General features: G+C 48.7%; 22 protein-coding genes. 19 read left to right on the top strand and 3 right to left on the bottom strand.

From position 1 onward, the window contains the following. The first annotated feature begins 19 nt into the window (after nt 1-19). Nucleotides 20-760 carry a TetR family transcriptional regulator C-terminal domain-containing protein gene (locus tag PsAD46_RS12390; protein WP_063293574.1) on the top strand — a complete coding sequence of 247 codons (741 nt, stop codon included), beginning with the start codon at nt 20-22 and terminating at the stop codon, nt 758-760. Nucleotides 761-1,072: 312 nt separating this feature from the next. Here the strand turns inward: PsAD46_RS12390 and PsAD46_RS12385 are convergent, their stop codons facing one another. After that, entirely contained in the window at nt 1,073-1,798 is a 726-nt protein-coding gene (locus PsAD46_RS12385; RefSeq protein WP_063293575.1) for a GntR family transcriptional regulator, read from the bottom strand. 619 nt (nt 1,799-2,417) lie between these two features. Between PsAD46_RS12385 and PsAD46_RS12380 the strand changes: the two genes are divergently transcribed. The 8 genes from PsAD46_RS12380 to PsAD46_RS28735 all read left to right on the top strand — a co-directional run bounded on the left by PsAD46_RS12380 (nt 2,418) and on the right by PsAD46_RS28735 (nt 10,870). Continuing rightward, the gene (locus tag PsAD46_RS12380; RefSeq protein WP_063293576.1) at nt 2,418-3,410 is read left to right on the top strand and encodes a TRAP transporter substrate-binding protein; all 993 of its coding nucleotides are present in this window, start codon (nt 2,418-2,420) and stop codon (nt 3,408-3,410) included. A 94-nt stretch (nt 3,411-3,504) separates the two neighbouring features. Continuing rightward, nucleotides 3,505-4,050 carry a TRAP transporter small permease gene (locus tag PsAD46_RS12375; RefSeq protein WP_063293577.1) on the top strand — a complete coding sequence of 182 codons (546 nt, stop codon included), beginning with the start codon at nt 3,505-3,507 and terminating at the stop codon, nt 4,048-4,050. Then, on the top strand, nt 4,050-5,351 hold the full coding sequence (locus tag PsAD46_RS12370; RefSeq protein ID WP_063307007.1) for a TRAP transporter large permease: 1,302 nt from the start codon (nt 4,050-4,052) through the stop codon (nt 5,349-5,351). The genes PsAD46_RS12375 and PsAD46_RS12370 overlap by 1 nt, the downstream gene beginning before the upstream one ends. A 109-nt stretch (nt 5,352-5,460) precedes the next feature. Then, complete coding sequence (locus tag PsAD46_RS12365; RefSeq protein WP_063293579.1) at nt 5,461-6,927, top strand: altronate dehydratase family protein; 1,467 nt, start codon at nt 5,461-5,463, stop codon at nt 6,925-6,927. Between the two features lie 27 nt (nt 6,928-6,954). Next, nucleotides 6,955-8,424, top strand: a complete 1,470-nt coding sequence (locus tag PsAD46_RS12360) for a tagaturonate reductase (RefSeq protein ID WP_063293580.1) — start codon at nt 6,955-6,957, stop codon at nt 8,422-8,424. Nucleotides 8,425-8,465: 41 nt separating this feature from the next. Further along, on the top strand, nt 8,466-9,884 hold the full coding sequence (gene uxaC, locus PsAD46_RS12355) for a glucuronate isomerase (RefSeq protein ID WP_063307006.1): 1,419 nt from the start codon (nt 8,466-8,468) through the stop codon (nt 9,882-9,884). 85 nt (nt 9,885-9,969) lie between these two features. After that, nucleotides 9,970-10,494, top strand: coding sequence for a PfkB family carbohydrate kinase (locus PsAD46_RS28360; protein ID WP_208981812.1), 525 nt, complete (start codon nt 9,970-9,972; stop codon nt 10,492-10,494). Further along, the gene (locus PsAD46_RS28735) at nt 10,415-10,870 is read left to right on the top strand and encodes a PfkB family carbohydrate kinase (protein ID WP_208981828.1); all 456 of its coding nucleotides are present in this window, start codon (nt 10,415-10,417) and stop codon (nt 10,868-10,870) included. The genes PsAD46_RS28360 and PsAD46_RS28735 overlap by 80 nt, the downstream gene beginning before the upstream one ends. Nucleotides 10,871-12,190: 1,320 nt before the next feature. Here PsAD46_RS28735 and PsAD46_RS12340 read toward each other — a convergent pair. Together PsAD46_RS12340 and PsAD46_RS12335 are read right to left on the bottom strand one after the other, a co-directional pair. Next, entirely contained in the window at nt 12,191-12,889 is a 699-nt protein-coding gene (locus tag PsAD46_RS12340) for a GntR family transcriptional regulator (protein WP_244273203.1), read from the bottom strand. A 103-nt stretch (nt 12,890-12,992) separates the two neighbouring features. Next, nucleotides 12,993-14,177: a M24 family metallopeptidase gene (locus tag PsAD46_RS12335; protein ID WP_063304920.1), complete on the bottom strand. Its 1,185-nt coding sequence runs from the start codon at nt 14,175-14,177 to the stop codon at nt 12,993-12,995. A 307-nt stretch (nt 14,178-14,484) separates the two neighbouring features. On the opposite strand from PsAD46_RS12335, the gene dctP reads away from it, so the two are divergent. The 10 genes from dctP to PsAD46_RS12285 all read left to right on the top strand — a co-directional run bounded on the left by dctP (nt 14,485) and on the right by PsAD46_RS12285 (nt 23,771). Then, the gene (gene dctP / locus PsAD46_RS12330; protein WP_063304921.1) at nt 14,485-15,504 is read left to right on the top strand and encodes a TRAP transporter substrate-binding protein DctP; all 1,020 of its coding nucleotides are present in this window, start codon (nt 14,485-14,487) and stop codon (nt 15,502-15,504) included. A gap of 78 nt (nt 15,505-15,582) precedes the next feature. Continuing rightward, a complete protein-coding gene (locus PsAD46_RS12325; RefSeq protein WP_057464135.1) occupies nt 15,583-16,146 on the top strand; it encodes a TRAP transporter small permease in 564 nt (187 codons plus the stop codon). Nucleotides 16,147-16,157: 11 nt separating this feature from the next. Beyond that, nucleotides 16,158-17,444 carry a TRAP transporter large permease gene (locus PsAD46_RS12320; RefSeq protein WP_063289781.1) on the top strand — a complete coding sequence of 429 codons (1,287 nt, stop codon included), beginning with the start codon at nt 16,158-16,160 and terminating at the stop codon, nt 17,442-17,444. A 13-nt stretch (nt 17,445-17,457) separates the two neighbouring features. Beyond that, nucleotides 17,458-17,898 (top strand): universal stress protein, encoded by a 441-nt coding sequence (locus tag PsAD46_RS12315; RefSeq protein WP_057464133.1) that lies wholly within the window; start codon nt 17,458-17,460, stop codon nt 17,896-17,898. An 8-nt stretch (nt 17,899-17,906) separates the two neighbouring features. Then, nucleotides 17,907-18,695 carry an ectoine utilization protein EutA gene (gene eutA, locus PsAD46_RS12310; RefSeq protein ID WP_063304922.1) on the top strand — a complete coding sequence of 263 codons (789 nt, stop codon included), beginning with the start codon at nt 17,907-17,909 and terminating at the stop codon, nt 18,693-18,695. After that, nucleotides 18,695-19,708 carry a hydroxyectoine utilization dehydratase EutB gene (gene eutB / locus PsAD46_RS12305; protein ID WP_063304923.1) on the top strand — a complete coding sequence of 338 codons (1,014 nt, stop codon included), beginning with the start codon at nt 18,695-18,697 and terminating at the stop codon, nt 19,706-19,708. The genes eutA and eutB overlap by 1 nt, the downstream gene beginning before the upstream one ends. After that, entirely contained in the window at nt 19,701-20,690 is a 990-nt protein-coding gene (locus PsAD46_RS12300) for a cyclodeaminase (protein WP_063307005.1), read from the top strand. Before eutB ends, PsAD46_RS12300 begins: the two co-directional genes overlap by 8 nt. 9 nt (nt 20,691-20,699) lie before the next feature. Then, a complete protein-coding gene (gene doeB, locus PsAD46_RS12295; RefSeq protein ID WP_208981827.1) occupies nt 20,700-21,707 on the top strand; it encodes a N(2)-acetyl-L-2,4-diaminobutanoate deacetylase DoeB in 1,008 nt (335 codons plus the stop codon). 13 nt (nt 21,708-21,720) lie between these two features. Then, entirely contained in the window at nt 21,721-22,206 is a 486-nt protein-coding gene (locus PsAD46_RS12290) for an Lrp/AsnC family transcriptional regulator (protein ID WP_244271778.1), read from the top strand. Nucleotides 22,207-22,295: 89 nt separating this feature from the next. After that, a complete protein-coding gene (locus PsAD46_RS12285; protein WP_057464128.1) occupies nt 22,296-23,771 on the top strand; it encodes an NAD-dependent succinate-semialdehyde dehydrogenase in 1,476 nt (491 codons plus the stop codon). The last annotated feature ends 2 nt before the right edge of the window (nt 23,772-23,773 follow it).

Genomic DNA, 23,773 nt, shown 5'->3' with positions numbered 1-23,773 from the left:
GCTTAGTCAGTCATGATAGATGCGTCTGATGGGTGCACGGCCTGGTAATAAATTTAACTTCACGGCCACTTGTCTGTTTCGCATGAATACAAGTTGCTGGTTTTTGCTCTTGGGTATGCTTACAGAAATGCAGGATAAATCTGGAAAAATCCGCCAGGAAAATACAGATACGAGGCGAGCTGATCTTATCGCCGCGACTTTGCGCGTTATTGCCCGTGGAGGTGTTCAGTCGGCCACCGTGCGAGAAATAGCAGCAGAGGCAAACGTCACTCAAGGGCTTATCAGGTACTACTTTGCAAAGAAAGACGAGCTCATTGCAGCTGCCTATGAAGCCTACATGGGCAATCTGGTCCACATTGCAGATGAAGCATCTCGTGGTGAAGAGACTGCCGCCGAGCGCATGTCCAACTTTATCAAGGTCTCTCTGGAAGCGCCAGTTACAAGCCATGACTCCATTGCTATATGGGCTGGCTTCTTCGAAACCTTACTTCACAACGAGGATATGACAGAAAGCCACGAACGAAGCTACAACCTGCTTCGCTTACACCTGAAAAAATTGATTTCTGATGTTTTGCTTGAAGCCGGCAGGATAGTGAGTGAACAAGAACTCAGACGCCTTAGCATAGCTGGAAATGCGATCCTGGACGGTTTATGGTTGGAAGGCGGTGCCTTACCTCACGTTTTTGAACAGGGCGAACTGGTGCAAGTCGGCCTGAAGTGCTTCAGTTCTTTGTTGCGGATCGATCTTCTGATGTCCTGAGATTGGATGCTTTTAGGATAATGCGTGTCTTAAAAGAAAATATATCGTTTGCTGTGGATGTGAAAAATCACATAAGTAATCGGCCAGTATTGCATTGGTTAGACCTTAAAATGCTATTGAGTTAGCCTCATAAGGAGCTGACAGGAGCGTGTTGTGATGTTCGCACTCAATCCTTCTTCGACCTTTAAACGATTAACAAAGCAGGGCGCCTGGCTGGTGACGGAAACAAGGAATATTACTTATTAAGGTTCCAGTCATTAAAATTTTCTCACGCTTTGTGCCATGACGTAAATATTCAGGCGCTATCCTACGTTACTCTAACGCTGAAGACGCCTTGTAGAGGGTATTTTTAGTACTTTCTATGTGGTTCCACATGGCGTTGTAGGCGCGTTTGGGGGCATGGGCTTCTATCGCATCTAGGATGAGTTGGTGCTCTTGATGCCAGCTGTTTAGGTCTTTAATGTCAATATGTGTGTGGAGATTCTGCCAGAGAGGGTTGGCAGTGCGATCATGCCACAGGATTTCTTCCAGCATCGCTAAAACAGAATTGGATGCGGATCTTGCCAAGGCAAGGTGGAACTCCTTGTCCCATTTAGAATCGCGGTATCGATCTTCGGCCAACGCATGTTGTTGGATTTTCTTGAGCTCTTCCATGTCTTGCTCTGTTGCATTGATGGCGGCAAGTTCGGCAATCATACACTCGTAGTTTTGGCGTGCTTCAAGGAGTTCAAAAGGACCGGTACTTTTAAGGTCGGATGAGATGCGTGAGAGAATACTGTCGAGCGGTTCCGGCTCACGCTCCATTGCCTTAGGCTGATCGCTTAGAATATGAATTCCTGAACCTTTTCGGACAGAGACAATTCCCTCAATTTCCAACATGATGATTGCTTCGCGGACAACAGTTCGACTGACACCCAACTCTTGGCAAATTGTTCGCTCAGGTGGCAGTTTGCCCCCGATTGCATATTCTTTATTGCTGATTCTATCTTTGAGTTGCTCGCCTATCATACGATACAGACGGTTATTTGCTTCAGTCATCAAAACTCCAGATCTGCAGCCATGTTAAGACATAATGCGATGGCTTTTGCATGTCTGACGTGGCGCAGAGATCTATCTCCATATACTCAATAGTCTGTGCTGTCTTATCAAAAGATAGCCTTCATCAACTTCAGCTTTCAATGTTTGGCGTGCTTTTCGGATCGAGCTTGCCGCAGTCAAATCGGCTGTGGGAGTTTAAGGCAGAACGCTCAAATGTTCAATTGGTATAATAAAAATCATTTTTATTCTGATTTCAAAGAAAGTCACTGAATTGGAAATTGAGCGGGAATGATGAACCTCTGCGACAAAACTCACTATATAATTATTTAACTATTTGATTTATATACATATTATATATCATACCAAAATGCAAAAATGATTATTTTAACTCATTATCGTAGATTTTTATTTGTTGATATCGACTTATTGGTATAACAAATTAATCGGCGTCAAGCTCTATTGATGGAGTAGACGTATCGGGAGTTCAAATCAGTTAACTCGCATTGGAGGTTTTGGTAGGACCAATTATCACCGCAGATTTACTTTGCCTCGACCTATTACAGATCAATATTGCTAAGTATTTTTGGGAGAAAGTGGCTCTACTGAAGATTGGGATCATATGATTAATAAATATTCAAAACTCGCACTTGGCTTTGTTGTTGCGCTGCCTGCGGCACTTTCTTCTGTCTCAGCGCATGCCCTGGAGGCGGTGACACTGCGTCTGGCACATAACTTGGATCCGAGCCACGTTGTCGCCCAGACACTAGAAAAAATGGGCGAAGATATGAAAGAGCTGTCCGGTGGCAAGATGAAACTTCGCATTTATCCAGGAGGACAGATGGGGGGGCCACGTGAGACGCTTGAAATGCTTCAGCAAGGTGCGCTGGACATGACTAAGGGCTCTGCGAGTGAGATGGAATCTTTCGAGAGCGCCTTTTCTGTATTCAGCATGCCTTATCTCTTCCGTTCCAAAGAACATTTCAACCAAGTCCTTTTTGGAGATGTTGGACGTGAAATGATGCGGTTGCCAAAGGAAAAAGGTTTTCTTCCGATTGCCGGTTATGTGGCAGGTGAACGTAGTTTTTACGCAGGAAAGCCTATCCAGTCTCCTGAAGATATGAAGGGTATGAAAATCCGCGTAGTTTCAACTCCAACCACCAACAAAATGATTGAACTTCTGGGAGGCTCTCCTGCACCGATCTCTTTTGGTGAAGTGTACACTGCACTACAGCAGGGTGTGATCGATGGGGCAGAAAACAACGAACCGTCTTATTATCAAACCCGCCATGTGGAAGTTGCAAAACATTATTCTGAAGACCGGCACACCTCCGTTCCCGATTATCTTGTAATCGCGACGCAAACTTGGGATGCTCTTTCTGAAGAGCAGCGTGAAATCCTAATGAAGGTCGCTGAGATCTCTGAAAAATACGAGCAAGTCCTTTGGGACAAGGAAGTTCAGAACTCTCGTCAAAAAGCCGCAGAAGCAGGGGCAACCTTCTACAAAGTCGATAAAGCACCATTCCGAGCAGCTTTGCAGCCGCTTTACGACGACGCGAAGAAAGATCCTAAGAAGTATTCTTGGATCGAGCGTATTGAAGCAGTAGGCAAATAATTCCAAGCCTGATCGGAGGGATGCGGGGCACCCCTCCTTTCTCGGTAGCAGCACTTAAGTTGCTCTCTCTTTGTATCCGTTTTGGAGAGGCGTCATGCTTCCAAACAAACTCAAAAAGCTCATTGACCTGTTAATTGCCGCTTTTAGCGTATCGGTTATGGCGCTGTTAGTCGTTTGCGTCACCTGGCAAGTCGTGAGCCGCTATATACTTGGCCAACCAAGTACATTCACCGACGAAATAGCTCGGTTTGCTATGATTTGGGTTGGTTTGCTAGGTGGGGCATATTGTGTCGGTGCTCAACGCCATCTTGCAATTGATCTGTTCACTGGACATTTAACTGGTCGTAAGAAACTGCTTTTCACAGCCTACTCTAACTTTCTGGTAGGTGGTTTTGCCGCAGCCACTATGATTTTTGGCGGTTTGCGCCTCCTCTTAAAAGTGCAGGCAACTGGACAGCTTTCTCCAGCAATGTTGCTGCCGATGGAATACATCTATCTCGTACTACCACTCAGCGGAGGTGTGATAGTGATCTACTCTTTGCACTTTACGATTGAGGCTCTCCGGGGTCTGCTTGGTCTGGATAAGGTTAAGTCCTCTGTCAAACCGTCCTTTAAACTTGAACAGGATGGAGCTGCGTGATGGAGTGGTATGTCGCATTCGCCCTTTTGGGGTCTTTTTTCTTCCTAGTCTTCACTGGCGTTCCAATTGCTTTTTCTCTCGGCATATCAGCAATCATCGCAGGTGCAATGATGATGCCGATCGAGGTTATTCTGGCTGTCATCAGTCAGCGGATGGTCGCTGGTTTGGACAGCTTTGCGCTGCTTGCAATTCCGTTCTTCATCCTTGCTGGTGTTTTGATGAACAGCGGTGGTATCGCCATTCGCCTGATTAACTTCTCACAGATCCTTGTTGGTCGCATGCCAGGTTCTCTTGCCCATGTAAATGTGATGGCAAACATGCTTTTTGGATCGATTTCAGGCTCAGCAACGGCAGCCGCCGCCGCAGTGGGCGGCACTATGGCACCTTTGCAGAAGGAAGTTGGATATCATCCAGCTTACTCTGCAGCAGTGAATGTCACCTCCTGTATTACTGGTCTGCTCATCCCACCGTCGAACGTTCTCATCATCTACGCGCTCACAGCTGGTGGTGTATCTGTTGCAACCTTGTTCATGGCCGGTTATCTGCCTGGAGTTCTCATGGGCTTGAGCCTCATGATTGTTGGTAGCTTCATTGCAAAACGTCGGGGCTACCCAATAGCTGAGCGCCCGTCTCTTAAGCAGGTTCTCAAAGTCACATGGGACGCCATTCCAAGCTTGTTACTTGTCATCATTGTGATGGGCGGTATTCTGGGTGGAGTGTTTACAGCAACGGAAGCCTCCGCAATTGCGGTTGTCTATGCGTTTTTTCTCTCTGTGATCGTATATCGAGAAATCAAGCTACATCAGCTACCAAAACTGATGTTGGATGCCGTGGTCACCACCTCCATCGTAATGGTACTTATTGCAATCTCCATCGGCATGTCCTGGGTGATGACGCGTGCTGACATTCCTTACATGATCACCGACGCACTGCTCACAATCTCTGACAACCCTGTTGTTATCCTGCTCATTATCAACGTGGTTTTGCTAGTTGTCGGGGTGTTCATGGACATGACACCAGCGGTTTTGATCTTTACACCAATCTTCCTACCTATCGCGAAGAGCCTTGGAATGGATCCTGTGCATTTCGGAATCATGTTGGTAGCAAACCTTTGTATCGGTTTATGCACTCCCCCAGTTGGTGCAGCGCTGTTCGTTGGCTGCTCTGTTTCAGACGTCAAGTTGCATGACATGATCCGGCCAATGCTGCCTTTCTTTGGAGCACTGCTGATAGCATTACTGGCAATCATCTACATCCCAGAGCTCTCGCTCTTCTTACCGAGCTTGTTTGGAATGCACTAATCAGCATGAAGGGTGGGCCATCACCCTTCACCTTCAATCCTCTAAGCAACAATAATACCCGTGCACACAGCACGGATAGACATGGTCTGGAGTCGCCGTGAGATCCCACATGCAAATTCATCGTGATGATACTGTTCTCGTTGCTTTAAAACCATTCAAGAAAAATGAAATTGTCGAGGGAATTAGTCTCCTTCAAGACATACCAGCCGGGCACAAAATTGCGCGTATCGATATCGCTGAAGGCGAACATGTTATCAAATATGGCGCTTCTATTGGGCGAGCTCGATCAGCGATTAAATGCGGAGAGCACATCCATTCTCACAATCTGAAGACCGGGCTTAGAACTGACGAGATCTACACCTATTCAGGTGCGCCGGAGCAATCGGTCGAAGAGCTCGAAATTCCACAAATTATGGCTTTTGAGCGTGTCAACGGAAATATTGGCATACGGAATGATCTCTGGATTGTACCTCTTGTTGGCTGCGTAAATGGTGTGGCTCAAGCTGTTGCACGTCAGTTCGAAGGTAGCAAAGATCTACCAGATGGCACACAGGTTACTGTATTAGCGCATCCGTTTGGATGTTCGCAACTTGGCAACGACCACATCAACACCCGAACTATCCTGCAAAATCTGGTAATGCACCCAAATGCAGGTGGTGTGTTGGTGATGGGTCTTGGCTGTGAAAACAACACGCTTGCAGAGTTTCTCGAAGGCTTGGAGATACCAGATCCATCGCGCCTGCGGTGCATGGTTGCTCAAGATACAGAAAATGAGATTGAGACGGCTTATTGCCACCTTCAGGATCTCGCAGGGAATCTACTATCGGATCGGCGAGTGCCTGTCGGAGCAGATCGCTTGCGGATTGGTCTAAAGTGTGGGGGCTCCGATGGTTTTTCCGGTATAACGGCCAATCCATTGCTGGGTGCTTTATCTGATTGGTTGTGTAGTAGAGGCGGGACCACGGTTCTCACAGAAGTTCCAGAAATGTTTGGCGCTGAGCGCATCTTGATGAGGCGGGCAGAGAACCAGTCTGTGTTTGCAGGCATCGTCTCATTGATCAATGATTTCAAGCAATACTACATTGATCATGACCAGCCTATCTATGAGAACCCCTCACCAGGCAACAAAGATGGTGGCATCACTACGTTGGAAGAGAAGTCCTTGGGCTGTACCCAGAAGGCGGGCACTTCAATCGTAACGGATGTATTGCGTTATCAGAACCGACTGAGTAAAGCCGGGTTAAACCTTCTAGAAGCACCAGGAAATGATGGAACGGCAATCACATCCCTTGCCGCAGCCGGTTGCCATATGGTGCTGTTCACGACAGGTCGTGGGAACCCCCTCGGGACTGTAATTCCTACCGTTAAAGTTGCCTCCAACTCTGAGATAGCTGATCGGAAAAGGCACTGGATCGACTTCTCAGCAGGTACACTGGTTCACGACGATACGGATATGGACGATGTGTGCTCCGGCTTTGCAGACTACTTAATGCAAGTCGCCGGCGGCAAACAGACACTCAATGAAATCAACCGCATGCAAGAGATCGTCATCTTCAAGACGGGCGTCACTCTATAATTGGAAACACCACAAGGAGATAGATTTATGAAACGTATCTCAGAGAAAAATCTGGCAGGACGTCCTCGCCCAACACCACGGGTGATCCAGTTCGGAGAAGGGAACTTCCTGCGCGCTTTCATGGATTGGAAAATCGATCGTATGAACGAAAATGCAGGCACTGACTTTGGTGTCGTTGTGGTACGGCCAATTGATGGAGGCATTCCATTTTCGCTTAACGATTCAGATGGTGTTTACTCAGCAATTACCCGTGGCGTTGACCAAAATGGGGAGCCTGTCTGCGATGTTCATCAGGTCGCATGTATTAGGCAGGAGTTATCTGCAGTCCGAGATTGGCAAGATGTTCTGGCTCTTGCACGTAATACTGACTTTCAAACCGTCATCTCTAACACCACTGAAGCAGGCATTACTTATGTACCAAACTGCAGGCTTCAAGATGAACCTCCAGCATCCTTTCCTGCCAAAATAACAAGACTACTGCTGGAACGCTTTAACAGCAATGGTCGCACAAACGCACCTGGCTTTCAGTTCCTGCCATGCGAATTGATTGATAAGAACGGCGACAATCTTGAAGAAATTGTCATGATGCATGCTCGCGATTGGGGCCTTCTAAAGGAGTTTACCGATTGGATCAACTCACAGTCTGCTTTCTACAATACTCTCGTTGATCGCATTGTTCCGGGCTATCCGCGTGATGAAGCAAAGGTGTTGGAAGCAAAGCTTGGCTATGAAGATCCATTGATGGTCGCTGCAGAACTCTTCCATTTTCTTGTTATCGAGAAACGTGAAGATCAACCAGAATTGCTCTTGCCACTCGAAAAATATGATGACGGAACTCTGATTACCTCCAACGCAGATGGCTATAAAGAGCGCAAGGTTGCAATCCTCAACGGTGCGCATACTGGTTTTTGTCCCCTCGCATTACTTTCTCAAACGGAGACTGTGCAATCAGCCATAGACCATCCTGTTGGTAGGGCGTTCCTTAAAGACATGCTGCAAGAGGAAATCATCCCATTCCTTTCATTGCCGACAGAGGAGCTTAGTGCGTTTAGTGATGAAGTTCTGCGTCGCTTTGCAAATCCATACATCAAGCATCGTTGGTACGACATATCAATGAATGGCATTGCGAAGTTTCAGACCCGCAATCTCCCACGCTTTGAAAGTTACACGACCACTAAAGGCAAGCCTCCCCGACATATGGCGCTCTCGCTTGCGGCTTGGCTCATTTTCTACAGTGGTGCATTCAATCATGCTGTTAACCTTCCAGCCCGCGATGCGAGTGATGTTCTTGAGCGGTTCGAAGCTCTTAAGTCCATCCAAGAGGCAAAAGGCACTGATACGATGATCCGTGCCTTTTTGAGTGAAGAAGCATTCTGGCATAAATCTATCGCGAGTGATGCCCTTGTTGCTCTGGTTCTTGAGGCCCTTGCCTTCTTGCAAGCTAAGCCTTTCACACTCGACCGTCTGAGCGAATGGACCGGTACTGCTACAGCCTAGCAATCTCAACAGACAAGAATTATCAAAGTGAAAGCAACACCATGACTACGTTTTTAACTGAAGACTTTCTTCTCCAGTCTGATATCGCACGCGAACTTTATCATGACTTCGCCAAGGATATGCCGATCATCGATTATCACTGCCATTTACCGCCTGAACAGGTTGCTGAAGACTATCAGTTTGCAAACATTGGGGCGATCTGGCTAAAAGGAGACCATTACAAATGGCGTGCTATGCGTGCCAATGGAGTGGAAGAAAAGTATTGTACGGGCAAGAACGTTTCTGATCGCGAGAAGTTCCAGAAATGGGCTGAAACAGTGCCGGCAACCATAGGCAACCCGCTCTATCATTGGACACACTTGGAACTCCGGCGTCCATTCGGAATTAATGACACTACGCTCAATGGAGATACCGCAGAGAGCATCTGGAACAGAGCCAATGAGATGCTGGCCTCTCCGGAGTTTTCAGCACGTTCCATCATGAGAAAGATGAACGTGCGTATGGTAGGCACAACGGATGATCCAATTGATGATTTAGGCGCCCATAAAAAGGCTTTTGAAGATGATGATTTCTCCATCATGATGAAACCGTCCTGGCGCCCCGATAAGTCGTTTCTGATCAATGCACCTGGCTATGTCGATTACGTCACTAAACTTTCAGAGATTACAGGTATCGAAATCCAAAGCTTTGGAGATCTATGTGCCGCGCTATCTAAGCGGCTCGACTATTTTGCAGCACACGGCTGCACAATCTCAGACCATGCATTGGATAGAGTTGTTTACGAAGAGGCCTCAGAAGCTGAGCTCAATGACATCCTTACGCGGCGCCTTTCAGGTTCCTACGCGAGCGAGCAAGAAGCTGCGGCTGTGAAGACTGCTATATTGATCTTTCTTGGCAAGGAATATGCTCAGCGCAACTGGGCAATGCAGTATCATATTGGCGCACTCCGCAATAACAGCTCCCGCATGTTGAACTTGCTCGGCTCTGATACAGGCTTTGATAGCATAAATGATGGAGCGATTGCTCAGCCACTCAGCAAGTTGCTCAACAAGCTGGACGAAGACGATGCATTGCCGAAAACAATCCTTTATGCACTAAATCCTAGGGACAACGAAGTACTGGCAACCATGTGCGGTAACTTCCAGGGAGGGGGCATTGCTGGCAAGATCCAATTTGGTTCTGGCTGGTGGTTCAACGACCAAAAAGACGGCATGTTGCGGCAGATGGAACAGCTATCACAGCTTGGCTTGCTATCACGTTTCATCGGAATGCTGACAGATAGTCGATCCTTCCTCTCATACACTCGCCATGAATACTTTCGCCGGATCTTGTGCAACATGATCGGAACTTGGGTGGTTGATGGTGAAGCTCCTAAAGACCTAAAACTTCTTGGTAAGATGGTTCAGGACATCAGCTTCAACAACGCAAATCGTTATTTTGAGCTGAACATAACGCTCTAACCGGGAAACGGCCAACGAGGTCTCGAACTTCGTTGGCTGTTCAATAATAACCTATCTTTTTTTGAAGTTACTTAAAGGCCTGCCAATGACACATTCAAACACAAAATCAATCGCTTGTATTGGTGAATGTATGCTGGAACTCGCCCCAGCAGGTAACGATTTATTCAGGCAATCATTTGCTGGAGATACCTTTAACACAGCAGTTTATCTGAAACGGCAGTTTGGCGAGGAGCTGGATGTCTCTTACATCACAGGTGTAGGGTACGACGTATATAGCCAAAAGATGATCGCCTCATTTGAGACGGAGAACATTCGCACAGATGCTATCCAATACATTGAGGAGTCCACACTCGGGCTTTACATGATCGAAAATGACGTTTCCGGCGAACGTTTCTTCCAGTACTGGCGCTCTACATCTGCAGCTCGCCATATGTTTGAAGGTTGGGCTTCTGCTGAGATTGCGAAACTTCTGAGCACATATGATTGTCTTTACCTTTCAGGCATTTCACTAGAAAAAACAACGGCAAAACCTGATCGAAGCACTACACATCGTAAAACCGCATTGCCTTATCACTTACGACCCGAACTACCGTGCAAACCTGTGGCCTGACAGTGACATTTGCCGTCAAACCAACAAGCAACTCGCCCAACTAGTAGATATCGCACTTGTCTCAAAAGAGGATCACATCACTCTCTGGGGCCACACACCCACCAACTCAATTGCATCCACTTGGTCCTCCTGGGGTACACCCGAAATCATCGTCAAAGACGGTGGTAATGAATGCGTGATTTTGAAGGGAGATCAAGAAACTTGTGTATCTGCTCACAGTAACATCACTCCTGTCGATACTACAGGAGCTGGGGACTCCTTCGCTGCAGGGTGTATCGGATCGCGATTACTCTCGCTATCCGCACATGAGGCTGCAACAAAAGCTCATTCCATCGCAGCTCAAGTAGTGCAGCGTCAAGGTGCAATTTCAAATTAAGCTAATCTTGGAAAAAGCAGTTGGAAAGGCCTTGTAGCAAGAGGCTCTGCGATAGAACTGTGTGGGATTTGATTTTAACTAGTCTTAACTATTGCGTCTGTAGGTAACAAAACTTGCGCGAAGTCAGGCACCTGTCCGTCATCAAAAGAAATTGGACAAGATTGGCTTTCAAATAGTGGAATGCTTGGCCCCTCTGTGTGTGGAAGCTACGCGGCTTGTGCATGGTAGCGGAAGTGGTGGTTTGCAGTGCTTGAGGTTTAATCAACTGCCAATTCCGTCGGCAAAAAGCATCGGCTAACGTCACGCTTCCCAAGCTCATGTGATAGAGATGGCTGTTATAGTAGTCCACGAACAGGTCGATTTGCGCCTCCAAGTCCTCTGACATGAAATAAGTCTCCAGAAGGATGCAGTTCCGCATCGTTTGACATCAGCGTTCAATCTTACCTCGCGTTTGCGAATGATGTTGAGCCCTGAGTATGCTTCATGTCTTCTTACTTCAGCCAATATTCTAAATCTGAGGAAAAGTAGAATGAGCTATTATCGAAAAGCTAGCGCGTTCAGTGCAGTACCTTTGGCTGCTCACAGACGGAGGTATCCAGTGCTCGCTTAAGGTGAGCGCAACATCTTTCGCTTTCATATTGGTACATAATTTCTAGGCGATGATGTCGCAGGGATATCTGTCCAGCATAGTGGACAGATAGAAGCATCCTTAGCTGATACTTTTGAAGTATATGAAAACAATCTGCCCTTGCTGGTTAGACTCTGTCATCGTGATCATGAGCCAAAGCACTCCCTTACTCAAATAGCCGTTCTGTGTGTTGACAAACAGACCTCAATCTTCTTGGAAGGGGAGATTAGATTTTTATGATCGTTATCCAAGGATCTGATGGTGTTACTCTCCTTCCGTCTGAAAGTTCAAGTTGAATGGATTTATTGATCTTACTCGTGACAAACGAGGTGCGTTTTCATTTGGCCTCAAGTGCTTATATTGCACCTTTAACGGACGCTTAATGCCTTAGGCTGCGAGTAGGCATAGGTGCTGCGACGATTGTTACAAAAATCATCAATATCACAAAAGCGTTGGAAATATGATGCCAACTGAAACCAACTTTCAGATGAAGATGGTAGCTTTCGAAACTTTAGAGGACAATTAAGCGTAAGGCATTCCAAAAATGCTGCTGGTGCTATCTCGTATAAGCCGCCGAACATTAGTGTATAGCGGGGCTAAACATTCCGCTGCTCAAGGGTGTATTTGTCACGTTTACTTGATGAGTAACAAGTGACTATCGTGGATATTCTTATGCTCTTCATGCATCCTCCCTACTTGTCCTCAACGTTTTGGTAAGAGATTCTCATGCGGGTGAAGCTCATGGAGATGTGGGCTTTTTGGATGAGGGAGACGGCTTTCAGGTCTCCCAGCTTTAACGCAGTCAGGATGTCATCCATTTCCCGGTTGAAGATGATAACTTCGTCTGTCAAATCGATGACGGATGCAAATAGAGACTTGAGCCAGATGCGGGTTGTCTGCATGTAGAGCCTCTCCGAAACCTCGCGCAAAGGACCGTTATCTGTGAGCTTGAGGATGGTGAGGAAGAAGTCCATGATCAGGATCGAGAACTCGCGGGCATTTGGGTTTGTCTGCAGTTCTTTGGCGCGGGCAGTCAAAGCTTCAAACTCAGACAGTATCTCCTCTGTGGGAGGTGCTGGCGACAATTTTCCGCTGAGTTCCGCCAGTTCCATGCGCAGCAGATAGGTTTGTTCCAGCTCCTTGATGTCCACGTCCGTTACAAAGGTACCGACACCATGAACTGAGCGCAGTAGGCCTTCGCTTTCCAGGCGAACCAGCACCCGGCGCAATGGTGTCCGGCTCACACCGAATTCTTCCGCCAGTTCTGTTTCAGAAAGTCGTTTTCCGGGCGCGTAATCCAACAGGCAGATACGATCCCTAATTTCATCATACATCCGGTCAAACCGGTCGCGTGCGCTATAGTCGATATTCGCCAGATCCAAGATGTTCACCGATCACTCTTTTCTCGTGTTCTCGTTGTATATACTCATAGTGCCAAGGGCAAAGCTATTGATCCCTTGGCACACTAGTTGTTTGGCCTGACGTGTTTATAAATCAGTCTTTTATGAAGAGTTTGCGCTCAACATTGCAAAGAGCTTGGGCCGGGCCTGCCTCAGTGATGAGGATTGTCTCTGTGGTCTCCAGCCCCCAGTCATCCAGCCAAAGGCCTGGCATGAAATGAAAGGTAGTTCCGGGTAATAAAACTGTTTCATCCGTAGGTCGAAGCGAGAGAGTGCGCTCGCCCCAATCAGGTGGATAGCTCAGACCAATCGGGTAACCGCAACGTCCTCCACGATCAATGCCGACTTTGGCGAGTGCATTGTTGAGTGCATTGGCTATATCACAGGCACGGTTTCCTGCTCTGGCCGCCTCCAGGCCAGCTTCCAATCCTTCTGTCAGGGCCATCGAGGCGTCGACCATCGATTGTGGAGGTTTGCCAAGAAAGACTGAGCGGCACAATGGGGCGTGATAACGCCGGTAGCAACCGGAGAGTTCAAAGAAAGTAATCTCTCCAGTTCGCATTTGGTTACCGTTCCAGGTCAGATGAGGTGCTGTCGCGTCCCTTCCTGATGGTGTCAGAGGCACAATGGCAGGATAGTCTCCCCAGTCATCTCCAACACCAGTAATCCCGGCGTGGCTTATATCCGCAACCAGCTCATTCTTCCTCATCCCAGGTTCAGCTTTATCAAGTGCAATCCTGATAATTTTGTCCGAGATGACTGCTGCTTTTCGAATGAAAACAAGTTCTTCTTCTGATTTAACACCGCGCTGCCAGTTAACCAGCGCCGTTGCATCAACAGGCACTGCATTGGGGAGCTCTGAAAACAAAACCGCATGTGCTTTGGCGGAGTAATAATAGTTTTCCATTTCCACGCCGATACGGGATGTGGAGTAGCCTCTTGCTTCAAGGTGTGATGCCAGATCCTCCATAGGATGGCAGGTTGTTGACTGGATGTAGCGATCTGCATAGCCAAGCACATGGTCGTCATCCATCCAAACAGTTCGCAGCGCCCCATTTGCATCCTGAATCCGGCCCCACCACAACGGATCTCCCTCCAGTGGCAGGATTACGCCTTGATGCACGTAAAATGACCAGCCGTCATAGCCCGTCAACCAAGCCTGGTTCGATGGATCAGTCACAAACAAGACCTCAATCCCGGCCTGCATCATGGCACTGCGGGTCTGAGCAATGCGCCGATCGTATTCTGTTTTGCTGAATGGAGCATTTTCTAGGCCCATGTCGCCCTCCCTTGTCAAAAATATAATTGTACACAACAGCAACTAACGCCAATAAGATCAATCAAAAAAAACAAATTTACCAGCATTAAAATTAGCAAAATATAGCTATTTGGGTAATTTAATTATTGACTATGCCGAAATATCGATCATGTTGTGTACATCAAGTATTTGCACGTAGGTTTGCGGTTGCATAGCAAACCTGCCGACGTGGCAGTTCCTATGAGCAGTCACAGGCATTCACTGGAAACGGCGCGCAAGATGCCGAGTAAAACAGATATTCATCATGATGATTTTGGGGGAGGAATTAATGACAGGTATCTTTAAACGGGCGTTACAATCTTGCGCAGCGGTGGGATTGGTTCTCGCTGCAACCGGAGCGGTGCAGGCTGATACATGGCGATATGCTTTTGAAGAAGCCATGACCGATGTTCAGGGCGTGTATGCTCAAAAGTTCAAAGCAGAAATTGAAGCAAACTCTGATCATGAAATGCAGCTGTTCCCTTATGGAACGCTTGGCGAGTCTGCTGATATCATGGAACAGACGCAAGATGGCATCTTGCAGTTTGTTGATCAGTCTCCAGGCTTCACCGGCGCTTTGATACCGGAAGCACAAGTGTTCTTTGTGCCTTATCTCCTTCCTACAGATCAAAAGCATCTCGCTCGCTTCTACCGGGAAAGCAAGGCGATCAATGACATGTTCAAGCCGCTCTATGCTGAAAAAGGCCTTGAACTGCTGAACATGTTCCCTGAGGGCGAGGTGGCGATGACCACCAAGAAGCCAGTGAAAACATGTGCTGATCTGAATGAAGTCAAGTTTCGCGTAATGACCAACCCACTGCTGGTTGAGAGCTATCGTGCGTTTGGTGCGAGCCCGACACCACTGCCATGGGGCGAGGTTTATGGTGGGTTGCAAACCAACCTTATTCAGGGGCAGGAGAACCCGACTTTCTTCCTCTATTCGACCAAGATCTATGAGGTCACCGATTACATCACGTATGCGGGGCACAACAATTTCACCACCGCGGTGATGGCAAACAAAGATTTCTTTGATGGCTTAAGCGCAGAAGATAAGGACCTGGTGGAAAAGGCAGCAGCTGCTGCGTACGACCATACTGTCGTCTATCAGCAACAAGCCGCTGAAACTGAGCTTGCTAAGATCATGGAAGCCAAGCCTGAGATGAAAGTCACTGTTCTGACCGAAGATGAGCGTGGATGTTTCAAGGCAGCCGCGGCTGAGGTTGAAAAGACCTTCATTGAGATGACAGGTGATAGCGGTGCTGCAATCATTGCACAAATGAAAGCCGATCTGGCCGCGACTGCAGACTAACAGTCAGTTGTTATCGCGCAAGATATGTAGGGCGAGCACTCCTCGCCTTACATGCCTCATGTAATGCAGGACGGTGGAATGAGTGATCAGACACAATCAAACTTGCCAGGCTTTTTGGGTGTTATCGACCAAGCGATCAGTCGGATTGAATCCGCCTTGCTTGCAGTCGGCGTTCTTTTGATGGCAGCAAACACGATCGCCAATGTAATCGGGCGTTTTGTGCTTGGAAATTCCATCTTCTTTTCCGAGGAACTGAATCGTATCTTGATTATTCTGATCACGTTCGCTGGTATCAGTTATGCAGCACGGCATGGGCGCCACATCCGCATGAGCGCTATTTATGACGGCTTGTCTCCTGGCTACCGTAAAATTCTGATGGTCCTGATCTCGCTGGTGACCGCAATTTTTCTGTTCCTGCTTTGTTATTACTCAATCAACTACATTGAGACACAGGCCTCTCGTGGCCGGGTGTTACCTGCACTGCAAATTCCTGTTTGGGTGATATTGGTTTGGGTGCCCGTCGGTTTTTTCATGACGGGAACACAGTACCTGCTCACTGCCATCAAGAACTTGACTGCTCCCGATATCTATCTCTCGACCCACATGCTTGAGGGTTATGAAGAAGATGAAATCGAGGTCTGAAAGATAGTATTATGGCAGCAACAATATTCCTTTCGATGATTACTCTTCTTCTTCTTGGGTTTCCTATGATGATCCCTTTGATCGTCGGGAGCTTCATTGGTTTTTTGATGATGTTCGGTGATTTCGGGCAAATGGAAACCATGATCCAGCAAATGGTTGCAGGTATTCGGCCTGCATCTCTCATTGCTGTGCCTATGTTCATTTTTGCAGCAGATATCATGACACGGGGACAGTCCGCTGGCCGCCTGATTGATTTGGTCATGGCCTTCACGGGCCACGTGCGCGGCGGTCTTGCCATCTCGACAGCAATGGCCTGCACAATGTTTGGCGCAGTCTCAGGGTCCACACAGGCAACCGTTGTGGCTATTGGATCGCCCTTGCGTCCACGTATGCTTAAGGCCGGTTACAAAGACAGCTTCATTCTGGCGCTCATCGTCAATGCCAGTGACATTGCTTTTCTGATCCCACCATCAATTGGAATGATCATTTACGGCGTTGTTTCAAATACATCTATTGCAGAATTGTTTATCGCAGGCATCGGGCCGGGACTGCTCATCCTCGTTCTGTTTTCAATCTACAGCTACATTTACGCCGTCCGAAACCAAGTCCCAACTGAACCAAAAGCCAGCTGGCGCGAACGGTTGACCGCAGTCCGGCAGGCGCTGTGGCCGCTAGGTTTTCCGGTAATCATTATTGGTGGCATTTATGGCGGCATCTTCAGCCCTACAGAAGCCGCCGCAGTGTGTGTGCTTTACGCTTTGGTTCTGGAAGTCTTTGTGTTCCGCTCCATGACTTTGACTGATGTTTACAAGACAGCTCAATCAACCGGTTTAATCACCGCAGTGGTGTTCATTCTGGTCGGCGCAGGCGCAGCATTTTCCTGGATCATTTCTTTCGCTCAGGTCCCGCAGGAAATCCTGACTGCGATTGGCATTTCTGACATGGGCGCAATGGGTATCCTGTTTGTCATCTCAGCGGCATTTTTTGTTGGCTGTATGTTTGTCGACCCAATCGTCGTTATTCTGGTGCTGGTACCCATTTTTGCGCCAGTTGTTAAGGCTGTTGGTTTGGATCCGGTGTTGGTTGGCACGATCATCACATTGCAGGTCGCCATAGGCTCAGCAACGCCGCCATTTGGATGTGACATTTTCACGGCCATCGCAGTGTTCAAGCGACCGTATGCTGAGGTTATCCGCGGGACGCCACCGTTTATCCTGATGTTGGTTGGAGTCGCCATTGCTCTGATCTTTTTCCCACAAATTGCGCTCTTTCTGCGCGACTTAGCTTTTGCCAAGTAACAAGGAGTACCCGATGTTCAAATCTATCCTTGTTCCATTTGATGGGTCTAAAGGGGCGGAGCGAGCACTGCTCAAGGCCGTTGAATTGGCGACTGTTTGCGGCAACATCCCGCTCTCTCTTCTGACCGTTTACAAACATCATTCAATGTTGGAAGCATCCTTCGCAATCGTGCGCCCGGATGAAAATGAGAGCGTGGATGATGTGATGCGCAATCACGCTTGTGAAGTGGCAGAGCAGGGGAAGCAACTTGCCCTGAATGCCGGGTGTGCAAACATCCGCGCTTTTGCCAAATCCGGCCCAACAGCCCGCACGATTGTGGGCTTTGCAAGAGAACACCAAAACGATGTGATTGTTTTGGGGAGCAGAGGGTTGGGTTCAATCGAAGGATATTTGCTTGGCAGTGTCTCTCACAAGGTAACAGGCCTGGCGGAATGCCCGGTCCTTGTTGTTTAGGAGGGCACATGGTTTTTGATTGTCGTCCTAAGGCCTCTCTGGTTGAAGCCAACTTTGACGCCCGTTCAGTCAATAAACGGATAGGTCTGATTGTTTTGGCAACAGATCACACCAGCGAAGGGGATTTCGCACGCATGTGCGATCCTGATCAGATCGGCATTTACGCAAACCGGATCACCTATCAAAACCCAGGTACACGAGCGAATTTGCTGGCAACAGGTCCACGCCTGACAGAAGCTGCTTCGCAGATATTACCTGGAGATGCGTTGGACGTAATCGCTTACAGCTGTACGGCTGCTTCAGTTGTTTTGGGAAACGCAGTTGTTGGGGATTACTTGAAAGCTGGCAAACCTGATACCCCATTTGTGACGCCCAGCTCTGCAGCATTTGATGCGCTCGAAGCTTTAGATGCAAAGCGGATCAGCGTGTTAACTCCATACTCTGCCAGTATTTCGCAGGAAGTGTTTCAGTACTTCGCCGATAATGGCCTTCAAATCGCCAGTGCAAACTATCTCGGTGTCGATGATGACCGTGAGATTGCGCGGCTTTCCGAGTCTACGATTATTGAGGCTGCCTGTGCAGCTATGGAGCCGAGTGCAGATGCATTGTTCATCTCGTGTACCGGGTTGAGGGCCGCAGTGTGCATTCAGAGGATTGAAGATCGGATTGGCAAGCCAGTGGTGACTTCAAATCAGGCAATGATCTGGCGTTGCCTCCAGCATCTGGGCTCCGAGCAAGTCATACATGGTTTTGGCCATCTGTTCCAACACCCAATCAAAGATCGGATGAGCGCATAATGATGCAAAAAATAACCGTTCATGACAGTTTTTCTGCACGCCAAAAGATAATGGGGCACGTTAGAACGACTCCCTTGGTCAGCTCACCCGGCTTGAGCCAGATCTGCTCTGCAGAAGTGTTGTTGAAGCTTGAGCAAACGCAGATCACGGGAAGCTTTAAACTGCGCGGTGCGACAAATGCAATTTTGTCACTCAACGCAGCTCAAAAAGAAGCTGGTGTCGTCGGTGTCTCAACTGGAAACCATGGTCGCGGTCTGGCTTATGCTGCCTCAAAAGCAGGGGTGCGTTGCATCATCTGTATGTCAAAACTTGTTCCGCAGAACAAGGTAGAGGCAATTCAATCGCTGGGTGCTGAAGTTCGAATAACCGGAAGTTCTCAGGACGATGCTCAAGCTGAAGTAGATCGGTTGGTAGAAGACGGAATGACGATGATCCCGCCATTCGACCACCGGGATATCATTGCAGGGCAAAGCACTGTTGCACTGGAAATTCTGGAGCAAACGCCTGATCTGGATACGGTACTCGTACCAGTCTCGGGCGGTGGCTTAATTTCTGGAGTGGCTTTGGTGATGAAAACCATCAGTCCCTCAATTCGTGTTGTTGGCGTTTCAATGGAGCGCGGTGCTGCCATGTATAGCTGCCAGCGTGCAGGCAAACCGATCCTTGTTGAAGAAGTGCCAACACTCGCAGATTCATTGGGTGGTGGGATTGGGCTGAACAATGCCTATACCTTCGAGATGACACGGGATCTGGTAGATGACTTGATCTTGGTCAGCGAAGAAGAAATCGCAGAAGCCATTCGACACGCTTACTGGCAGGAACGTCTGGTGATTGAAGGCTCAGGCAGTGTCGGTATTGCTGCCTTACTCGCTGGAAAGATCAAAACACCCGGAAAGTGTGCGAGCCTCATCAGCGGACAAAATATTGATATGGCGCTGCATAAACGATTGATCGACGGCGAGAACGTCGATGTTGCTGCGCCGACCTCTGTGAATGGAAGCCTTTATGCCTGAGATTAATATCCTGACGGAGGCAGATCTGCGCTCTGCTGTTTCTTTGGATCTGGATGCTGTTGCATGTGTAGAAAATGCATTTCGATTGCTTGCAACAAAAGACGTTGAAATGCCGCCTATACTGAGCTTCCATGTACCTGAGCACAATGGGGAAGTGGATGTGAAGACTGCCTATGTTCCCGGCATAGACAGTTTTGCGATCAAGATGAGCCCGGGTTTCTTCGACAATCCCAAACTGGGTCTGCCAAGCCTGAACGGATTGATGGTGTTGTTTGATGCAAAGACCGGCATCGTCAAGGCGTTACTGCTCGATAACGGGTATCTGACCGATGTGCGCACAGCTGCCGCTGGAGCCGTCGCAGCCAAGCATCTGTCACGAGAGAGCAGCAAGATTGCCGGTATTCTTGGAAGTGGCATTCAGGCCCGCCTCCAACTGCAAGCATTGACGCTTGTTCGTAATATTGAACGAGCTGTTATCTGGGGGCGCAACAGAGAAAAAGCTGCTGCTTGTGCTCGGGAGTGTTCAACTCAATTGGGAATTGAAGTCGTTGCTGGCAGCATCGCTGAGGTTATGGCTCAATCCGATATCGTCGTAACAACAACCCCCTCCAAAGAGCCCTTGATCAAGGCGGATATGATGCGACCTGGGCAGCATATCACCGCCATGGGATCAGATGCCGACTATAAATCGGAACTCGCGCCCTGCGTTATTCCAGGCGCCTCTGTTTTCGTTTGTGACCGCTTATCTCAATCCATCAAACAAGGCGAACTCCGTGCAGCGATAGCAGCTGGCACGATCAACAGTACTGAGATGTACGCGGAACTTGGACAAGTAATTTCTGGCCAAAAGCCCGGGCGGCAGTCGGACAAAGACATTACGGTTTGCGATCTGACAGGAACTGGGGTGCAAGACACCGCCATTGCCACCTTGGCCGGAGCCCGAGCTGAAGCCGTAAAAGCAGGCACAGCTATCAATAGTTGATCCGTGTGTATTAGGACGAAAATTATGCAGGCAAATCCCATCACGCCCACAATCCCATTGGATCAGGACGGCATTCATCATGGGTTTTTACGGTTACCCTATAGCCGTGATGACAGTGCGTGGGGCTCTGTTATGATCCCTATTACGGTCATTAAAAACGGGGAAGGGCCGACAGCGCTTTTAACAGGCGCAAATCACGGCGATGAATACGAAGGGCCAGTTGTCCTCCAGGAACTGACAGTTGCGTTGAAACCAGAGGACGTAACGGGTCGAATTATCATAGTTCCGGCCTTCAACTTCCCGGCATTTATGGCGGGAACGCGGACGTCACCCATTGATAGGGGAAACCTGAACCGTTCATTTCCCGGTCGTGCTGACGGAACTCCAACCGAGAAAATTGCCGACTACTTTCAACGTTACCTGCTTCCTCTGACAGATGTCGCTGTCGACTTCCACAGCGGAGGAAAGACCCTTGATTTTGTGCCGTTCGCAGCAGCTCATATTCTGGAAGATAAGAGCAATGAGAAGGCCTGCTTTGAAGCAATGGCTGCGTTTAACGCACCTTACTCCGTTCAGCTCCTCGAAATCGATAATATAGGTATGTACGACACAGCAGTTGAAAGCATGGGCAAGGTTCTTGTGACAACAGAACTGGGCGGTGGTGGAACTGCGACGGCAAAAACCATCGGAATTGCACGCAAAGGATTGCGTAACGTCTTGATCCAGTTCGGTATCCTGCAAGGAGAAAAACAACTGGAGACCTCCGTAAATTTGGGGATGCCAGGCGCAGATTGCTTTACATTTTGCGAGCAGGGCGGGCTATACGAACCTATGGTCGATCTGGGAGATCCCGTTGGAGAAGGTGACATTATTGCCCGTGTTTGGCCAATGGACAGAACCGGTGTTGAACCAACCAGATACCACGCAAAGCGCAGCGGCATCCTCATCAGTCGCCATTTTCCCGGACTGATCAAATCCGGTGATTGTGCGGCTGTGATTGGCGTTCCTGAAGTGTGAGAGATATCAAAAGATGAGCATGCAACTTGATCAGCGTGATCTAGATATCCTGCGAATACTCTCAAATGAGGGCCGCATCACCAAAGCCGCTTTGGCGGACCGAATCGGATTGTCTCCAACACCTTGTTGGGACCGGCTGAAGAAGCTGGAGAAATCTGGTCTGATCGAAAGTTATGGTGCAAGGATTAATCTCAAAAAACTGGGGCCTCACGTCACTGTTTTCGTCGCTGCTGAACTGGTGGACCACACGGCTGCGAGCTTTTACGCCTTTGAAACAGCCATGCAGAACTACGAGGAAGTCGTGGCTTGCTGGGCATTAGGGGGCGGATTTGACTATCTGATACAGATCGTGACCAGAGACGTAGACGCTTATCAGAGGCTGATCGACACCATGCTGGATGCACGCATCGGGTTATCCCGCTACTTCACGTACATTGTGACAAAGCCTGTAAAGGGAAATGCGGCACCTCCGTTGAATCTTCTTTTCGCGGCCGATTAGCAGACGATTATTCTGTAACGAACACTTCATTCGGTCACATCCTCCGCCAAAAACAGGCAAATTCTGTTGTAGAGCAAGGAGGATGCGCCATGTCAGAAACAGCCTTGTCTGCACGGACGGACATTCAAGACAAAGCCCTAGTGCGTTCCTTTTCCTACATAAATGGGAAGTGGTGTGCTGCAAAAACAGATGAGACATTTGCGGTTATTGATCCAGCAAACGGGGATTACCTAGGAGATGTTGCAGGTCTTTCAGCAGATGAATCGTCTGCTGCGGTGACTGCAGCTTCAGATGCCTTTCCCAAATGGTCGGGATTACTACCGCAAGAACGAGCGTCTATTTTGCGACGCTGGTTTGAGCTTCAGCTTACGCATAAAGAAGACCTCGCACGGATCATGGTTCTGGAACAGGGCAAACCCTTGTCAGAAGCCCGTGGTGAAATAGAGTATGGTGCAGCGTTTGTTGAGTTCTATGCCGAGGAAGCCAAGCGTCCCAACATTGAAGGCGTCACCAGTCATCTAGCAGATGCAGAAGTGGAGCTTTGGCGGGAACCCGTTGGGGTTGCTGCCCTTATCACACCCTGGAACTTCCCAAGTGCGATGTTGACACGGAAAGCTGCCGCTGCCTTGGCAGCAGGTTGTACGATCGTTGCCCACCCATCAGCAGAAACCCCGTACAGCGCACTCGCCCTAGCGGAACTGGCTGAGCGAGCTGGAGTTCCCGCAGGTGTGTTTAATGTGGTGACTGGCTCAGCTCCAGAAATTGTCGAGCCCTGGACTAGCGATAGCCGCGTACGGGCGCTGTCCTTCACGGGGTCTACCCCTGTCGGCAAACTGCTTTATAGCCAATCCGCCTCCACCATAAAACGCCTTATCCTGGAACTTGGCGGACATGCTCCGGTTATTGTCTTTAAAGGGGCAGATCTGAAGAACGCGGTTGCTGAGGCCATAAAATCCAAGTTCGCAACATCCGGTCAGGATTGTCTGGGGGCGAACCGAATATTTGTTGAGCGTCCGATCTACGAAGAGTTTTGTAGGAATTTTACCAAAGCCGCTCAATCTCTTTCCATAGGTGCTGGATTGGATGATCCGGACATTGGTCCGTTGATGAACGAAAAAGCTGTTCTGAAACAAGAAGAACATGTCGCCGATGCGGTTGCCAAAGGCGCAAAGATTGCCTGTGGTGGCACCCGACATTCATTGGGACCACTGTTTTTTGAGCCGACGGTGCTTATTGATGTGCCCGCTGAGGCCCTCATTATGCGTGAAGAGACCTTTGGGCCAGTTGCTGCGATAGCTCCTTTTGACAGTGAAGAGGAAGTCATCGCCCGCGCCAATGACAGTGAATATGGGCTGGTTGCTTATCTGCACAGCGATGATCCGCGCAGGATTTATAGGGTTAGCCGTGCTCTTCAATTCGGAATGGTTGCAGTCAATCGCACAAAGGTAACTGGCGCACCGATTCCATTTGGAGGCACCAAACAATCTGGTCTGGGCCGGGAAGGCGCACGACTGGGCATGGAAGAGTTTACTGAAGTTAAATACGTTTGCCGCGACTGGGCATAAGG

The sequence above is a fragment of the Pseudovibrio sp. Ad46 genome (assembly GCF_001623065.1).
Lineage (GTDB): Bacteria > Pseudomonadota > Alphaproteobacteria > Rhizobiales > Stappiaceae > Pseudovibrio.
The sequence above is the reverse complement of the archived record's forward strand: the minus strand, read 5'-3'. Positions and strand labels throughout refer to the sequence as shown.

Bases quoted from the DNA above. Each gene is read 5' to 3' on its own strand.
- PsAD46_RS12370 (WP_063307007.1), top strand. From the start codon at position 4,050: ATGGAGTGGTATGTCGCATTCGCCCTTTTGGGGTCTTTTTTCTTCCTA.
- uxaC (WP_063307006.1), top strand. From the start codon at position 8,466: ATGACTACGTTTTTAACTGAAGACTTTCTTCTCCAGTCTGATATCGCA.
- PsAD46_RS12335 (WP_063304920.1), bottom strand. From the start codon at position 14,177: ATGGGCCTAGAAAATGCTCCATTCAGCAAAACAGAATACGATCGGCGC.
- PsAD46_RS12380 (WP_063293576.1), top strand. From the start codon at position 2,418: ATGATTAATAAATATTCAAAACTCGCACTTGGCTTTGTTGTTGCGCTG.
- PsAD46_RS28360 (WP_208981812.1), top strand. From the start codon at position 9,970: ATGACACATTCAAACACAAAATCAATCGCTTGTATTGGTGAATGTATG.
- PsAD46_RS12365 (WP_063293579.1), top strand. From the start codon at position 5,461: ATGCAAATTCATCGTGATGATACTGTTCTCGTTGCTTTAAAACCATTC.
- PsAD46_RS12325 (WP_057464135.1), top strand. From the start codon at position 15,583: ATGAGTGATCAGACACAATCAAACTTGCCAGGCTTTTTGGGTGTTATC.
- PsAD46_RS12385 (WP_063293575.1), bottom strand. From the start codon at position 1,798: ATGACTGAAGCAAATAACCGTCTGTATCGTATGATAGGCGAGCAACTC.
- dctP (WP_063304921.1), top strand. From the start codon at position 14,485: ATGACAGGTATCTTTAAACGGGCGTTACAATCTTGCGCAGCGGTGGGA.
- eutA (WP_063304922.1), top strand. From the start codon at position 17,907: ATGGTTTTTGATTGTCGTCCTAAGGCCTCTCTGGTTGAAGCCAACTTT.
- PsAD46_RS12375 (WP_063293577.1), top strand. From the start codon at position 3,505: ATGCTTCCAAACAAACTCAAAAAGCTCATTGACCTGTTAATTGCCGCT.
- PsAD46_RS12315 (WP_057464133.1), top strand. From the start codon at position 17,458: ATGTTCAAATCTATCCTTGTTCCATTTGATGGGTCTAAAGGGGCGGAG.
- PsAD46_RS12390 (WP_063293574.1), top strand. From the start codon at position 20: ATGCGTCTGATGGGTGCACGGCCTGGTAATAAATTTAACTTCACGGCC.
- PsAD46_RS12300 (WP_063307005.1), top strand. From the start codon at position 19,701: ATGCCTGAGATTAATATCCTGACGGAGGCAGATCTGCGCTCTGCTGTT.
- PsAD46_RS12360 (WP_063293580.1), top strand. From the start codon at position 6,955: ATGAAACGTATCTCAGAGAAAAATCTGGCAGGACGTCCTCGCCCAACA.
- PsAD46_RS12285 (WP_057464128.1), top strand. From the start codon at position 22,296: ATGTCAGAAACAGCCTTGTCTGCACGGACGGACATTCAAGACAAAGCC.
- eutB (WP_063304923.1), top strand. From the start codon at position 18,695: ATGATGCAAAAAATAACCGTTCATGACAGTTTTTCTGCACGCCAAAAG.
- PsAD46_RS12290 (WP_244271778.1), top strand. From the start codon at position 21,721: ATGAGCATGCAACTTGATCAGCGTGATCTAGATATCCTGCGAATACTC.
- PsAD46_RS12320 (WP_063289781.1), top strand. From the start codon at position 16,158: ATGGCAGCAACAATATTCCTTTCGATGATTACTCTTCTTCTTCTTGGG.